General features: G+C 63.2%; 11 protein-coding genes. 4 read left to right on the forward strand and 7 right to left on the reverse strand.

Annotated features, from left to right (window positions below; genetic code table 11):
- Positions 1 to 5: 5 nt before the first annotated feature.
- The 7 genes from OEG79_RS19080 to pilG all read right to left on the reverse strand — a co-directional run bounded on the left by OEG79_RS19080 (position 6) and on the right by pilG (position 12,845).
- Entirely contained in the window at positions 6 to 1,025 is a 1,020-nt protein-coding gene (locus OEG79_RS19080; protein ID WP_264146512.1) for a chemotaxis protein CheB, read from the reverse strand.
- Positions 1,022 to 8,347: an Hpt domain-containing protein gene (locus tag OEG79_RS19085; protein ID WP_264146513.1), complete on the reverse strand. Its 7,326-nt coding sequence runs from the start codon at positions 8,345 to 8,347 to the stop codon at positions 1,022 to 1,024. Before OEG79_RS19085 ends, OEG79_RS19080 begins: the two co-directional genes overlap by 4 nt.
- Positions 8,348 to 8,372: 25 nt before the next feature.
- Complete coding sequence (locus OEG79_RS19090) at positions 8,373 to 9,233, reverse strand: protein-glutamate O-methyltransferase (protein WP_264148749.1); 861 nt, start codon at positions 9,231 to 9,233, stop codon at positions 8,373 to 8,375.
- Between the two features lie 60 nt (positions 9,234 to 9,293).
- Positions 9,294 to 11,330, reverse strand: a complete 2,037-nt coding sequence (locus OEG79_RS19095; protein WP_264146514.1) for a methyl-accepting chemotaxis protein — start codon at positions 11,328 to 11,330, stop codon at positions 9,294 to 9,296.
- 112 nt (positions 11,331 to 11,442) lie between these two features.
- On the reverse strand, positions 11,443 to 11,979 hold the full coding sequence (locus tag OEG79_RS19100; protein ID WP_264146515.1) for a chemotaxis protein CheW: 537 nt from the start codon (positions 11,977 to 11,979) through the stop codon (positions 11,443 to 11,445).
- Positions 11,980 to 12,024: 45 nt separating this feature from the next.
- A complete protein-coding gene (pilH, locus tag OEG79_RS19105) occupies positions 12,025 to 12,390 on the reverse strand; it encodes a twitching motility response regulator PilH (protein ID WP_004373130.1) in 366 nt (121 codons plus the stop codon).
- Positions 12,391 to 12,437: 47 nt separating this feature from the next.
- A complete protein-coding gene (pilG, locus tag OEG79_RS19110) occupies positions 12,438 to 12,845 on the reverse strand; it encodes a twitching motility response regulator PilG (protein ID WP_003458788.1) in 408 nt (135 codons plus the stop codon).
- Positions 12,846 to 13,087: 242 nt separating this feature from the next.
- On the opposite strand from pilG, the gene gshB reads away from it, so the two are divergent.
- The 4 genes from gshB (at position 13,088) to ruvX (ending at position 16,177) form a co-directional block, all read left to right on the forward strand.
- Complete coding sequence (gene gshB, locus OEG79_RS19115) at positions 13,088 to 14,044, forward strand: glutathione synthase (protein ID WP_264146516.1); 957 nt, start codon at positions 13,088 to 13,090, stop codon at positions 14,042 to 14,044.
- A gap of 88 nt (positions 14,045 to 14,132) precedes the next feature.
- On the forward strand, positions 14,133 to 15,032 hold the full coding sequence (locus OEG79_RS19120) for an energy transducer TonB (protein ID WP_264146517.1): 900 nt from the start codon (positions 14,133 to 14,135) through the stop codon (positions 15,030 to 15,032).
- Positions 15,033 to 15,173: 141 nt separating this feature from the next.
- Positions 15,174 to 15,743 (forward strand): YqgE/AlgH family protein, encoded by a 570-nt coding sequence (locus OEG79_RS19125; protein WP_264146518.1) that lies wholly within the window; start codon positions 15,174 to 15,176, stop codon positions 15,741 to 15,743.
- Positions 15,740 to 16,177, forward strand: a complete 438-nt coding sequence (gene ruvX, locus OEG79_RS19130; protein WP_264148750.1) for a Holliday junction resolvase RuvX — start codon at positions 15,740 to 15,742, stop codon at positions 16,175 to 16,177. Before OEG79_RS19125 ends, ruvX begins: the two co-directional genes overlap by 4 nt.
- The last annotated feature ends 35 nt before the right edge of the window (positions 16,178 to 16,212 follow it).

A 16,212-nucleotide genomic window follows, 5' to 3' on the forward strand; every position in this document is an offset into this window, starting at 1 on the left:
CGTCCTCAACTGCAATGTTCGGCGAGGTGATTGACCAGCGCCACGGCCAACTCGCGCGGGTCGGCGCTGAAACTGCTGTAACCGCCCTCACGCAGACTGTCAGGCATGCTCGGGCAGGCGCAGCTGTCGGCGCGCTGGGTCCAGATCACCCCGCCCTGGCGTTTGACGTAGGCAGCGGCGGCGCTGCCGTCGCTGCCCATGCCGCTGAAAGCGATCACGCCGCACTGGGCAGCGAACTGTTGCGCCAGGTTGAGCATCATCTGGTCGATGGATGGGCTGTAGGGCTCCGGCCAGCCGCGTTCGGCAATCTGCATAGTGCCGTCGTCGGCAAAGCCCAGCTCTCTGGAGATGGGTACTACCACCACCTCACCGCAGCGCACCGGATCGCCATGACGCGCCGAATTGACATGCCACTGGCTGTGACGGCCGACTGCCTGCGGCAATGCCGCCTCGAAACTGGCGTCGATGTGCTGGGCGTAGACGAAGCCGATGGGAAGTCCGCCCGGCAGGGCATCGAGGAAGGCCTTCACCGCCTCGGGCCCGCCCAGCGAGGCCGCCAGCAACCATACCTGTCGTGCCGGCTCACCCGCTTTCAGCGGAGTGTCGGCAAGTGCCTGCGGCAGCTCCAGGCGCGAAGGACGCTGTGCCTCGTCGAGCAATGCCTGCAGGCTCGGCCCGACCGCCTGGGTCGGATCGCCCACCAGACGCTTGAGCTTGCTGAACAGTCGGCGTTCCCAGCGTGGATAGTTTTCCGAATGGCGTTCGGGCGCATGCCCTTCGCCAAACAGTACGGGGGCACTGGCTCGCTCCAGCAGGCTGTCCACCAGTGGCGAATCTTCCGACTGAGCTAGATCCACCAGCCACAGGTCGGTATCGCAAGCCGCCAGCGCTTCCTCGTCGAGGCGCGCGGGGTCGCTGTTGAGCACCACCTGATAACCGCCACCGGCCAATGCCTGCTGCAGCACATGACGCTGCAGCGAGGTATCGGCGATCACTGCAATACGCGCTGAGGATTTGTCTGTCATGTCCTATTGACCCGGTGGCTATCCACCAACTGAGCGATGGTGTCGAGCAGCAAGGATTCCTGATAGGGCTTGCCGAGGTACTGATTGACGCCGATAGCCATGGCCCGCTCGCGGTGCTTCTCACCAGTACGCGAGGTGATCATGATGATCGGCAGGTCCTTCAGACGCTCGTCGTGGCGCACTAGGGTTGCTACCTCGAAGCCGTCCATACGCGGCATCTCGATGTCCAGCAGCATGATGTCGGGCTTGTGTTCCTGCAGCTGGGCGATGGCGTCCACCCCGTCCTTGGCGGTAACCACGTTCATGCCGTTACGCTCGAGCAGACGACTGGTGACCTTGCGCACGGTGACCGAGTCGTCCACCACCATGACCACCGTCGGCCGGTCGACTTCCACTTCCTCGCTGATCGCAGCCTGACGCGAGGCCAGACGCGGGGTCAGCTGGCTCTGCAGATGCGCATGCAGCACACGGATGGTTGCCAGCAGATCGAGAATCACCACCACGCGCCCGTCACCGAGGATGGTCGCACCGGAGATGCCCTGCACGCCGGCGAACTGCGGGCCGAGGCTCTTCACCACGATCTCGCGCGAACCGGCCAGGCTGTCCACCTGCACCGCCACGGCGTGCTCGCTGGAGCGAACCAGAATCACCGGCAGCGGCAGGCTCTGGCCCACAAGTTTGGGGTGCTGGCCGTTGTTCAGCAGATCGCCCAGATACTTCAGCTCGTAGGCCTGCCCGGCGTATTCGAAACGCGGCGCATCGGGGGCGTAGTAGGCCTCCAGCTCGTACGGCGAAACCCGCACGATACCTTCGATGGTGTTCAGCGGGATCGCATAGAGGTCTTCACCGGAGTAGACCATCAGCGCGCGGTTGACCGACACGGTGAACGGCAGGCGAATGGTGAAGCGCGTGCCCCGACCCTGTGTCGAGTCGATGCTCATCGAACCGCCGAGCTGCTTGACCTCCGAATGCACCACGTCCATCCCGACGCCACGCCCGGAAATCTGCGTGACCTTCTCCGCGGTGGAGAATCCAGCCTCGAGAATGAACTGCAGCACCTCGTAATCGCTCAGGTCGCTGTCGGTGTCCATCAGACCACGCTCGATGGCCTTGCGACGCACTGCCTCCAGGCGGATACCGGCGCCGTCATCCTCCAGCGTGAGGACGATGTCACCGCCCTCGCGGCCGAGATTGAGACGAATGGTGCCGGCCTCCGGCTTGCCGGCTGCACGGCGCACATCGGCCAGCTCGATACCGTGGTCGACGGCGTTACGCAGCATGTGCTCCAGCGGCGCGACGATGCGCTCGAGCACGGTACGGTCCATTTCCCCTTCGGCGTTGCCGACGACGAACTCGACCTGTTTGCCCAGCTCGCCAGCGACCTGACGGACGATTCGACGCAGACGCGGCACAAGGCGGTCGAAGGGCACCATGCGAGTGCGCATCAGACCTTCCTGCAACTCGGTATTGACCCGCGCCTGTTGCAGCAGCAGGGTCTCGGCGTCGCGGTTCTTCGCGGCCAGGGTTTCCTTCAGATCGAGCAAGTCGGAAGCGGACTCGAACAGCGCGCGCGAAAGCTGTTGCAACTGCGAGTGACGGTCCATTTCCAGCGGGTCGAAGTCTTCGTAACCGGCGCGCTCGGCCTCGGCCTGGTAACGGCTGAGAATCTGCGCCTGAGTCTCGGTGTCGAGGCGGCGCAACTGATCGCGCACCCGATCGATGGTCGCTTCCATCTCACTCAGGGTGAAGCTGACGTCACTGACCTGCTGCTCGACGCGGCCGCGGAAAATCGAGGTTTCACCGGCCAGGTTGACCAGGCCTTCAAGCAGCTCGGCCGGTACCTTGACCAGCTCCTGCGGAGCACGACGGGCAGCAGCCTCCTGAGCGGCTTCCCGGGCACGCTGTACGAACGGCAGCACCTTGGGTGCCTGCACCTGAGCCGGCGCCTCACTGGCGGCGACGATTGGCTGGCTCAGACTGGCCACCATTGCGGGAGCAGGTTCAGCCTCCACAGTCGCAGCCACCACCGGCTCGTCCACGAGACTGGCATTGAGGCGCTGGCGCAGCAGATCGAGTTCCTTCTGCAGCCCTTCGAAACCGGACTGCACATCCAGCAACAGGCTGTCAGGCCAGGGGGCTCCCTGCTGCAACGCCTCGCTGAGGTGCTGCTCGAGATCGTGGCTCAGATCGCCAAGGCGCTTCTGACCGGCCAGACGCGCACCACCCTTGAGGGTATGCAGGATACGCAGCATCTCGTCGATGGCCGTGCTGTCGTCGCGGTCTTCTTCCCAGCGACCGACAGCCACTTCCATCGCCTCGAGCAGGTCGTCGCCTTCTTCGAGGAAGATATCGAGGATGTCACTGTCCGCCTCATCGGCTTCGTCACTCTCGACCACCGCCTTGAGCTGTACCGCCGACGGCATGCTCAACTGCTCGTCAGGGTTGGCACGGAAGCGCTTGATGGTCTCGATCAGGGCATCACCCTGCGGCACCGCACGCTGACCACGCACGGCCTCGAGCATCTCGGCCAGACGGTCGTGGCAGGCCTGCAGCAAGTCGAACAGTTCCGGGCTGGCGCGTAGGCGACCGGCACCGAGACCTTCGTAGAGGAATTCCAGCTCGTGGGCCAGATCGCCGATTTCGCGAATCTCGGCCATGCGCGCACCACCCTTGAGGGTGTGCAGGTCACGCTGCAGGGCTTCCAGCTCCAGGCTGTTGTCGACATCGCTCATCCAGCGCTGCAGCGCGGCTCCGGCGCTCTCGATGATGTCGAAGCCTTCCTCGAGGAAGATCTCCACCAGCTCGGGATCGCGCTCATCGTGCCAGTTTGCCTGTGTTGCGCTCTGCAATTCCGGCTCTGGCTCTGGCTCTGGCTCTGGCTCTGGCTCTGGCTCTGGCTCTGGCTCTGGCTCTGGCTCGACAACAGCCGAGCTCGGCGGCTCCTCTGCGGGAAGCACCAGTTCGACTTCATCGACCAGCGGCAGCTCGGGTTCCGGCTCGACCGGCAGTGCTTCTTCAAGCACGATCTCGTCTTCGACCAGCGCCAGCGGCGGCAGCTCGAAGCTTTCCGCGTCAGATTCAACCGACTCGACCGGTTCAGCAGCGGCCTCGGGCTCGACTTGATCGACAGCGGCCGACAGGCTCTGCGCCGTGCCGCCCTGACGGAACGCACGGATCGCCTGAATCAGGTCCTCACCGGAAACCAGACGCTGGCGTGCCTGCAGCTGATCGAGCATTTGCGCCAGGCGGTCATGACTTTGCTGCAGCAGGCTGCCCAGCGCTGGCGAGTAGCTGTAACGGCGGTCGACCAGACCTTCGTAGAGCGATTCCAGCTCATGGCCAAGATCACCAATCGGGCGAATCGCAGCCATGCGCGCGCCACCCTTGAGGGTATGCAGATCGCGCTGCAGCGAAGACAACGGCAAGGTGTTGTCCGGTTCGCCTAGCCAGCGGTCCAGCGCCTGGCCGGCGCTTTCCAGAATGTCCACAGCTTCTTCGAGGAAGATCTCGACCATCTCTTCATCGAGATCGGCGTCGACGCTATCCGGGTCAGCTTCGGCATATGCTTCCGCCTGCGGCTCCTGGCCCGCATCCTCGACGCCTGCCACCTCGGCCAGCTGCTCCTGGACCTCCGGCCCGGCATCAGCCTGCTCCAGTTCGGCAGTGGCCCGGTCCAGCTCGACGATATCCAGACCCTCGGCGCCAGGCGTCAGCAGGGCCAGGGTATTGGGGTCGATGGCTTCGCCAAGCAGATCGCGCAGCGCTTGCACCCGCTCGGATTGCGGGCTGACCTGCAAGGCAGCCGCGACCTGATCCATCATGCCGATCAGCGCCTCATGGGCTTTTTCCGCCTCGTCGAAGAAGCGTTCGCTGACGGCCAGGCTGCCTTCTTCGACGGCGCCATAAAGATCCAGCAGGGCTTCGCAGAGTTCGTCGATCTGCGGCAGTTCGGCCATCTCGGCACCACGGCCGAGGGTGGTCAGTTCCTCCAGCAGTGCGGACAGTTCCTGGCGTTCGGACGGGTGCTCGCGCCATTTGCGCAGCAGATCCTCGGCGTCCAGCAGAATGTCCATGCCTTCGGCGAGGAAGATGCTGATCAGCTGAGGGTCGCGGCTCTCGCCGCTCTCCGCTCTGCGCTCATCCTCGGCATTGGCAAGACGCTCCTGATGCAGCGCCTGCACGCGCGCCAGGAATGCCTCTGCACCGGGAATCGGCGCCAGAGGCTGGCTTTCCAGGTTCTCGAGACCGATACGGAACAGGCCCTCGGCACTGCTGAGCAATTCGGCAGCCGCCAGATCCACCTGAATCAGGTTGGTCTTGAACTCCTTGACCAGCTTCTCCAGCGGCGCGGCGATTTCCGCCACCGGCAGGATGCCGGCCATGTAGGCGCTGCCCTTGAGGGTATGCAGCGCGCGCTGCAGAGCATCCGTCACCGGTTGCGGCAATTCCTGCGCGCAGTCGGCGAGAAAGCCCACCAGGGTGTCCAGATGGGTTTCCGCCTCGTTGCGGAAAATTTCCAGCAACTGCAGATCGAGGGACTCGCCATCGAGAGGCTCGTCATCGAGCGAAGAGGCGACTGCCGGCTCGGCCTGTTCGACGACCTCGGTAGCTTCGTCAACGCCCACGGGCTCGGCTACCTGCTGGGCGGCCGGGGCGTCAGATTTTGGGGGAGTCAGGCCCTTGGCCAGGGCATGCGCCGTGGCGGCCAGCAGGTCGACATCATCACGCTGACGCTGCGCCTTGGCGGCAAATTCCTCGACCAGCGCAGGCATTAGCGCGACGACGTCGAGCACGACCTGCTGCACCGGTTCGCTCGGCTCGATGCTGCGATCCAGCACACGATTGAGCAGGTTTTCGATCGACCAGGCGAGTTCGCCGATGATCAGCGCGCGCACCATGCGGCCACTGCCCTTGAGGGTGTGGAAAGCACGGCGGACTTCAATAAGCGCATCCTTGTTGCCGGTATCGGCCTGCCACTGCGGCAGGTATTCGGCGATGGTTTCCAGCACCTCGGCGGCCTCTTCGATGAAGACTTCCAGAAGCTCTTCATCCACTGGCTCTTCATCGGCGGGCGGTGGCAGCAGGCTGGGCGGCACATCGGCAGCTGGCGGGTTGATCGCCTGCACCGGAGCGGCCATCACATCGGCCATCGACAGCGCTTTTTCCGCTACCGGGGCCTCGACCTCAGGTGTGATCTCCGGCGCGCTGGGCAGCTCGACTTCCGGCAGATCCAGATCCGCGAGCTCCAGTTCGTCCCACTGCGGCGTCTCGGCCAACGGGTCGAAGCTCGGTTCTTCCAACGCCGGCGCAGACTCCGGCGCGGCATCGAACAAGGGTGCAGCGACGACTTCTTCGCTCTCCAGCGCAGGCAGCTCTTCCAGCTCGCCCAGTTCGAAGCTAAGGGTTTCGGCGGCCTCGCTCGCAGCAGGCAGCTCGGGCTCGGCGTCCAGCGCCGGCAGATCCATGACGATCTCTTCGGCTGGTTCGGCCAGCTCAAACGCCAGCGGTTCGATCTCGGCCAGCGGCTCTTCGAGCTGCTCGTCTTCGGCACTCAGCAGTTCGATTTCCTGCAACGGATCGGCCAGAGGCACCTGGCTCTCTTCCTGCGGTTCGACGCGGTCGAGGATCGAAGGCTTTTCCTTGAGCGGATAACCCAGGGACTCCAGGCTCTCTTCGGCGACGTCGAGAATCAGGTCGCCCTGAGTGCCATGGTCCTCGGCCAGACGCTCGAGGTAGTACTCGACACTGGTGATGGCGTCGGCCAGCGTATCCAGGCTCTGCCAGTTGGGCACGGCCTTGCGCGCCAGCAGTTGTTCCTGGATGTAGCGATTGCAGGCGTTGAGCAGGTCGGCGCCACGCTGCAGCGGGATCATCGCCAGACCGCCACGAACCTGAGTCAGCAGCTCGGGCACACGGGCCAGGTGCTCGTGGTTCCACTGCGAAGCGATGAACTCGATGATCGCGTCCTTGGCCTGCTCCAGGCCATTGCGCGCTTCCTTGATCACCACCTGATGGATCTGCGCCACATCGGTGGTCGGCAAGTGGCTCTGTTCGTTCGTACTCTCGTCGCTCGGGCCGACCATGCCGGCCAGCGTCGCTTCGACGTAGAGCAGCGCGCCGGCGACATCCATCAGCACCGCGTCGTTGGGTTCGCGCTGGCCGAGAGACAGACTGTGAACCACATCGATCTGGTCGAGGATGACCTTACGCGGCTGGCCGAAGCCCAGCACCGCCAGGGTGTCGGCAATCTGCTTGAGCGGAGCCAGCAGGGCATCCAGCTCACCGGGCTGACTGCGATCGCTGCGTACGAACAGGTCGAGACTGTCCTTGACCCGCACCAGCTCCTCGCACAGCGCGGCAACCACCGAGCGCATAGCGTCGCGGTCAGGGCCGGCAAGACGGGCACGCTCTTCGTCCACCAGTTCGTTGTCGGGCAGCGCTTCGTCGAGACGGTACTGTTCCTTCAGGGCACGGATACGCGGCGACTGCGCCGGTGCCTTGGCCACGTAGAACAGCAGGTTCTTGGTCAGTTCGTCGGGAGCGGCCTGGTTGATGCCGTCGGCACCCTGCTCGACCAGACGCTTGAGTTCCTTGTCCACCTGACGCAGCAGCGTGCGTACCGAGGTGCCATTGACCACATTGCCATTGGCAAGACCTTCGACCAGGCCGGAGGCGATCTGCCACAGACCGCCCAGCGGGGCGTCCTTGCACAGGCTTTCCAGGCGCGCGAATACACGGGCCATGTAGCCGAGGTTGGTGGCCAGATCCTGATTGCGGATAACGCCGACCAGCGCCATCTGCAGCATCTGCCGCAGCTTGCGCAGCAGCACCGGCAGTTCGGCGGTACGCAGGCGCGCCATGCTGCCCTCTGGCAGCGCCGGCAGGCGAGCGGACATGTCCGGCGAGAACAGGCTGGTTTCCGACAGCAGCTTCTCGCCACGGGCGGCGCGCAGGTCGTTGAGCAGCGGCAGCACGACCATCGGCAGGTCGCGACGAGCGGTCTGGATACGGTCGAGGTACACCGGCAGTTGCAGGATGGCCTGCATCAGCACTTCCAGGGCTTCGCCCTGGTTGGCCACGCGACCTTCCATCAGCGCCTTGGACAGCTGCTCCATTTCTTCGGCGAGCAGCGCAGCACCGTAGAATTCGACCATCTGCAAGGTGCCGTGAACCTGGTGTACATAGGTCAGGCAGAAGCGCATACGCGTGGGATCCTGCGGGTTCTCGACGAACGCCTCCAGGGCCTGCCGCGCCTGCTTCAGGGTTTCCCCGATCTCGCCTTTGACCCACTCCAGGGCGACATAATCATGCCGATCACCCATAGCCACTCCACTCATAAACTTGGCCTTATCCCTTGCGGGTAAACGCCAGAACTCGCTCGTCGGCCACCGGCACCAGTTGCGGGTGCTGCCAACCGGCTACTTCGCCCACACCCACGACCAGCAGGCCACCCGGCGCCAGACTCTCGGCCAGGCGGTTGAGGATGTCGCGGCGACGCCAGCGGCGGAAATAGATCAGCAAGTTCTGACAGAAAATCACGTCCATGCCGGACATCGGCGCCTTGGCCAGTTCCAGCACATTGAGCCGGGCGCAGCACACACGCGCAGCCAGGCTCGGTACAACCTTGAAGCGTCCATCGGCCTGAGCGAGAAAGTAGCGCTCGCGCAGTTCGTCACTCACCTGCTCCAGACGCCGAGCCGAATAGCACGCCTCGCGTGCCTTGCTCAGCGCGCCCTGACTGATATCCGTACCGGTCACTGCGAAATGCTCGGGTAGCTCGCTACCTTGCAGAGCCTCGGCGGCCATGATCGCCAGCGAATAAGGCTCCTCTCCACTGGAGCACCCCACGCTCCACAATTCCCAGGGTTTGCCCAGGCCTGCCGCCAGACGCTCCTGCAGGTACTGCGAGAGCACCTCGAAGGAAGGCGGATGACGAAAGAAACGGGTTTCCTGCACGGTCAGCCGGTCCAGCAGGGTCGACCATTCCACTGCACCACGCGGGCCGTCGGTGACCTGGCGGTAGTAGCTGGCGTAATCCTCGACGCCCAGTTCGCGCATGCGTGCGCTCAGGTTGGTCTGCAGGAACGCGCGCCGCTGCTCGCTGATCACCACGCCGGTACGCGCTTCGAGCAGCGTCTGCCAGTCATGGAAATCGGCTTGCGACATGTCGGTCACCGGGCGCAATGCCCAAACGCCCGCTGACTGCATACCTTCGCCCTGGGTCATGGCTGTGTTGCGGAGACTGCAGCCAGCCTCCGCGCTCCTTTATCAGGCGTCTGGCAGGGTGAAGCCGGACACCGACTTGCGCATCTCACTGGCCATCTTGGCCAGGTTACCAATGCTCTTGGCGGTGGCGGTGGTACCCGAGGACGTCTGCGAGGTGATCTCCTGGATCACGTTCATGGTGTTGGAAATGTGGCCGGCCGAAGAGGCCTGCTGACGGGCAGCGTTGGAGATGTTCTGGATGAGGGCCGCGAGGGTCTTCGATACCTTCTCGATCTCTTCCAGTGCCACACCGGCGTCCTGCGCCAGGCGGGCACCGCGTACCACTTCGGAAGTCGTCTGCTCCATGGAGATAACGGCTTCGTTGGTATCGGTCTGAATAGTTTTTACCAGTGCCTCGATCTGCTTGGTCGCTGCCGAGGAACGTTCTGCGAGGCGCTGTACCTCGTCCGCTACCACGGCGAAGCCGCGGCCCGCATCACCGGCCATGGACGCCTGGATCGCGGCGTTCAGTGCGAGGATGTTGGTCTGGTCGGCAATGTCGTTAATCAGGCTAACGATGTCACCGATCTCCTGGGACGATTCACCGAGGCGCTTGATCCGCTTCGAGGTGTCCTGGATCTGCTCACGGATGTTGTCCATGCCGGTGATGGTGTTGTGTACGACTTCGTTGCCCTTGTTGGCGATGGCTACGGAACGTTCCGCTACCGCGGAAGATTCCGAGGCGTTCGCCGATACCTGGTCAATCGACACGGCCATTTCGTTGATCGCCGCGGAGGCACCGGCGATTTCCTGCGCTTGGTGCTCGGAGGCCTCGGCCAGATGCATCGCCGTGGCCTGGGTTTCCTGGGCCGCACCAGCTACCTGAACGGCGGTCAGGTTGATGGTGGCTACCAGGTCGCGCAGCTGGTCGATGGAGTAGTTGATGGAGTCAGCGATGGCACCGGTGAAGTCTTCGGTTACTGTCGCGGCCACGGTCAGGTCACCGTCTGCGAGGTCGGCGATCTCGTCGAGCAGTCGCAGAATCGCCGCCTGGTTACGTTCGTTCTTCTCGGCGGTTTCAGCCAGACGACGGTTGGTTTCACGCACCATCACCAGGCCGATGAGGATGATCGAGCCCAGCGCCAGACCACCCAGCACATAGCCAAACAGGGTATTGAGTGCACGGCCGGCAGCCAGATCATCGAAACCGGCGGCCAGATCGGACGCTTTGTCCAGCAGGGTCTGCGACACGGTAAAGATGGAGTTCGCCGACTCACGAACCTGGAACAGTTCTGGCGAGGTTTCGAGAATCTCGTCCACCGAACCGGATACGAATTCGAACAGTTCGGAAATCTCGGCCAGACGCTCAAGGGCCTCCTCGTCGGTCACCTGGGTGATTTCCATCGCCGCGTTGCCTTCCAGCATCGCCGCCAGTACACGACCGAACAGGCTGGCATCACGACCGAACATGTCGGCAGCCTGTACCGAGTCTTCGTCACCCGCCAGAACCTTGTTCACCGAACCGAGAATACGTTCGGCCAGCAGCGACTGACGCTGAGCCACGGATACCTGGGCAGCCGGTGCACCGCTTTCCAGCAGGATGTCGACCACTTCCTCGTACTCGACCTGCAGCTGCGGAATGGTTTCCGCCAGGGTGGCGGCTACCTGGTGCAGCGACAATACGGTCTGTTCGCTGGCCAGAATGGCGTCGGTGTTCTGCCGCAGGCTGTCCCAGTCCTTCTGTACCGCAGCCATCTGTGCCTGTACCGACTCGGGTGCCGATGGCAAGCCGCTGCTGGGGTCGCCATCGGTCAGGTAGCCCCAGCGCTGCTGGAAGTCGTTGCGCGCATCGCGCAACAGCCCGAAGGCTTCGGCAGTACCGGTCGCCGCTTCAGTGGCGTTCTTGGCGATACGCTGGGACAGTACGCGCAGCTCACCGGAGTGACTGATGTACTCGGTATCGTAGTTGGACTGGGTGTTGATGTAGGCGAAGTTCGCGAACAACAGCACGATGGAAACGATAAGCACGACGAACAGCGCTGCGATCAGCGTACTGCTGCGTGCCCCCGCCAACAAATTGCCTGCATTGAGTTTTTTCATCATCTGGCCCCCGCCTGGACCGACCGCACTAGGGTTCCCATGTAACGCCAAAGAGCCGGAAGAACCGACCCAACCGAAAATCTGCAGACGCTCGCGTTTTTAGAACGGCCTGCTAATAAGCAACGTCGAGAAAACCCGGATCGGCAGTCAGCGCATGAGGGCTGAACACCAACCAGGGTTGTTCCCGTTGAAAAACACCATGGATGAACGGCGCAATGCTCGCCTCGAGAGGCGGCAGTTGTTCTGAGAATGCATCCACGGGGAAATGCTGCATACCGAAGACTTCGTCGACCGTCAGGCCAGCGAAGATTTCCTGGTGATCAACCACCAGGACCCGCCGCAGCTTGCGCAGCGGCGACAGTTCATTGCCGAAGAAGCCGCACAGGTCCATGATCGGCAGCAGGCGACCACGCACGTTGGCCACCCCCTTGACCCAGCCCTTCACACCCGGCAGCAGGGTGTAGCGCGGCTCGTGCAGAACCTCGCCTACTTCCCCCATCGGCGCGACGAAGAATCGCTCGCCCATGCGAAAGCCGATACCGCTCCAGGTCTGTACGGCAGCCTGTTGCGACGGCAAGCCGGCCGCCAGGGCCCGGCAACGCTGGTCGATCTCGAGGAGGATCTGGAAAGGAGTCTGCGCGTCCGACATGCCAGCCGTGGCCTTCTTCTTATTCAATACACGGACAGCACGGCATCAGCCGGCCAGTACCGCATTGAGAGTTTTCAGCAAGGTTTCTTCGTCGACCGGCTTGGTCAGGTAGTCCTTGGCGCCCTGGCGCTTGCCCCAGACCTTGTCGGTTTCCTGATCCTTGGTGGTAACGATGATCACCGGGATGTGGCTGGTTTCGGCGTCCTTGGTCAGCTGACGAGTCGCCTGAAAACCATTGAGACCCGGCATGACGATGTCCATCAGGACCGCATCCGGCTTCTCCTGACGGGCCAGAGCCACGCCATCGGCGCCGTTTTCCGCTTTCAGTACCTGGTGACCGTGCTTTTCCAGCATGGCGGTCAGCTTGTACATCTCGGTTGGGGAGTCATCAACAATCAGAATTCGAGCCATGGTGTTTCCCAATACAGAAGAGACGTAGAGGCCGTAAGGCCGCTAAATCAGGAGGCTTGTTCCACCGGGGTGAAGTCCGGCACGTGGGCCTTGATCGCACCGAGCAGCTCTTCCTTGCTGAAGGGCTTGGTCAGGTATTGATCGGAGCCGACGATGCGACCCTTGGCCTTGTCGAACAGGCCATCCTTGGAGGACAGCATGATCACCGGGGTGGATTTGAAGGCACTGTTGTTCTTGATCAAGGCACAGGTCTGATACCCATCGAGACGCGGCATCATGATGTCGACAAAGATGATGCTGGGGTGAGTGTCGGCAATCTTGGCCAGGGCATCGAAGCCATCGACCGCGGTGATGACATCACAACCCACTTTTTTCAGCAGAGTTTCAGCGGTGCGACGAATCGTTTTCGAATCGTCGATCACCATCACTTTCAAACCCTCGGAATGCTGTTCCATGTTCGCCCTACCATCGCCTCGGTGAGTCGTTATATTCGCGTTATCAGTATGCCTGAGGCCTAGTCGCCGATGGGCTTGACCCAATCGTCGGGCCTTTTTAGCACACTCTCTAGATGCAATCTATAAGCCTGCCAGGGCGGCGTCAGCCCTTGACCGAGGTCCAGACCGACGCCACCCTGACAGCCTCTTACGGCATGGCCAACTCGGCCTCTACCCTCTAACTCGCGGAGAGTTTATCCCCCATGAGCCTTCGTCTCGGGATCGTCATGGATCCGATTGCCAGCATCTCCTTCAAGAAGGACAGTTCGCTGGCCATGTTGCTGGCCGCTCAAGCACGCGGCTGGTCGTTGTTCTACATGGAGCAGCAGGATCTCTACCAGGTTCGCGGTCAGGCTCGTGCCCGACTGCGCCCACTGGCAGTGTTCAATGACCCGCAGCGCTGGTTCGCCCTCGGCACGGAACAGGACACGCCGCTCGCAGAGCTGGACGTGATCCTGATGCGCAAGGATCCGCCCTTCGATAACGAATTCGTCTACTCCACCTACCTGCTCGAGCAGGCGGAGCGCGACGGCGTACTGGTGGTCAATCGGCCGCAGAGTCTGCGCGACTGCAATGAAAAGTTCTTCGCCACCCAGTTTCCCCAATACACACCGCCGACTCTGGTCAGTCGGCGCCCCGATATTGTGCGCCAGTTTGCCGATGAGCACCGTGACATCATTCTCAAACCCCTTGATGGCATGGGCGGCTCGCAGATCTTTCGCCATCGCGCCGGCGACCCCAACCTCTCGGTGATCCTCGAGTCCCTGACCCTGCACGGCCAGCAGCAGATCATGGTGCAGGCCTACCTGCCGGCCATCAAGGACGGCGACAAGCGCATCCTGATGATAGACGGCGAGCCGGTACCCTACTGCCTGGCGCGCATTCCCGCCGCCGGTGAGACCCGCGGCAACCTGGCAGCCGGCGGACGCGGCGAAGCCCGGCCGTTGACCGAACGTGATCGCGAGATTGCCGCGGCAGTCGGACCCACCCTGCGTGAAAAAGGGCTTATTTTCGTCGGTCTCGACGTCATCGGTGATCATCTGACAGAAATCAATGTTACCAGCCCGACCTGCATCCGCGAGATCGATGCCGCTTTCGACACCCGTATCGGCGAGCGCCTGATGGACTGCATTGCCAGCAAACGCGGGTTAAAAGCTTGACGCAAGTGGCAGCCTGACGCCTGCAACTTGCAGGCGCCCACTGCTACCCGGCAGACTGCGCCCCATTCGTAAGCAGACCCGATACGCGATGAACGCAGCAGCAGCCACCCCGACCACCGTTTCCTCCGCTACCGTCCGTCCGGCGGATCGCCTGGGGTTCACCCTGTTCCTCGCCGCAGCCCTGCATGTGGCACTGATTCTCGGCGTCGGCTTCACCCTGGAGTCGCCGCCGGAAATCAGCAAGACGCTGGAAATCACTCTGTCCACCTTCAAGAGCGACAAGGCGCCGGAGAAGGCCGACTTCCTCGCACAGGACAACCAGCAGGGCAGCGGCACGCTGGAGCATGCCGCCGCACCGAAGACCACCGAGCAGGCGATGTTCCAGGACAGCGAGGTGCGCAAGGTCACTCCACCAGCCACCCCGCAACAGCCTGCCACCAGACAGGAAGCGCCCAAGGCCGCCGTTGCCACACGCGCCCCACAGCAGCAGAAAACACCCGTCAAGCGCGAGGAAGCCAAACCGGTTCCACAGACACGTCCGGCCCCGGTGTTCGACTCGGCCCAGCTCTCGGCAGAAATCGCCAGCCTGGAAGCCGAACTGGCGCAGGAAGTTCAGGCCTACGCCAAGCGCCCGAAGATCCACCGCCTCAACGCCGCCTCGACCATGCGTGACAAGGGCGCCTGGTACAAGGACGAGTGGCGCAAGAAGGTCGAACGCGTCGGCAACCTCAATTATCCGGATGACGCCCGCCGCCAGCGCATCTACGGCAGCCTGCGCCTGCTGGTGTCGATCAACCGCGACGGTTCGCTGTACGAGGTACAGGTCTTGGAATCCTCCGGCCAGCCCGTACTCGACCAGGCTGCACAGCGCATCGTGCGCCTGGCCGCCCCTTATGCCCCCTTCACCGGCGACCTGGCCGATATCGATCGTCTTGAAATCATCCGCACCTGGCGCTTCGAGCGTGGCGACCGGCTGTCGAGCAACTAGCCCGACATACCTGACGCACCCTGCGGCGCCTTTCATCCGCGCCAGGTTCTGGTACCAGAAACGATCGTCGCCCCGGACAGCGTCACGACTGAACAGCCCTGCAGCTTGAAGCCCGGCGCCTTAAAGCTGAAACTAGCCGCCATGAAGAACTCAGCCCCCACCTCGCTCAAGCACCATTTCCTGATCGCCATGCCGCATATGGCCGATCCGAATTTTGCGCAGACCGTTACCTATCTGGTCGAACACAACGAACAGGGGGCGATGGGCCTGGTGATCAACAAGCCCAACGGCCTCAACCTGGCCGACGTGCTGGAGCAGTTACGCCCTGACGAGGAGCCCGCAGCGCTGTGCCACAGCCTGCCGATCTTCGCGGGCGGCCCGGTACAGACTGATCGCGGCTTCGTTCTGCATCCGCTCGGCCCGCAGTTCCAGGCGACACTGGAGCTGGGCGAGCTGGGACTTTCGACCTCCCAGGACGTGCTGTTCGCCATCGCCGACGGCAGCGGCCCGGAGCGTTACCTGATCACCCTCGGCTACGCCGGCTGGGAAGCGGGGCAACTGGAAGCCGAGCTGGCCGACAACGCCTGGCTGACCTGCCCTGCCGACAGCAGCATTCTCTTCGACCTGCCTTACGACCAGCGCCTCAATGCCGCTGCAGCACGCCTGGGAGTCAACCTCAGCCTGCTGACCTCGCAGGTCGGGCACGCCTGATGAGCGACAAGCCACTGCGCCTGCTGCTCGGCTTCGACTACGGCACCAAGCAGATCGGCGTCGCTGTCGGCCAGGTGATCACCGGCCAGGCACGCGAACTGTGCGTGCTCAAGGCGCAAAATGGCGTGCCTGACTGGAGCCGCGTCGAGGCGCTGATCAAGGAATGGCAACCGGACGCCGTGGTCGTCGGCCTGCCGCTGAACATGGACGGCACCCCGAGCGAGATGAGCGCCCGCGCCGAGAAGTTCGCGCGCCGCCTCAACGGCCGCTTCAACCTGCCTGCCTACACCCACGACGAGCGCCTGACCACCTTCGAAGCCAAGGGCCAGCGCCTGCGCGAAGGCCAGAGTGGCGGCTATCGCGAGCGCCCGGTCGATGCCATTGCCGCCGCCCTGCTGCTGCAGGGATGGCTAGAGGAAAACTGCACGGTCTGAGAGCTACCTGCGTTGCCGATGCTGCGTTACAAACA

The sequence above is a fragment of the Pseudomonas sp. Z8(2022) genome, assembly GCF_025837155.1.
Lineage (GTDB): Bacteria > Pseudomonadota > Gammaproteobacteria > Pseudomonadales > Pseudomonadaceae > Aquipseudomonas.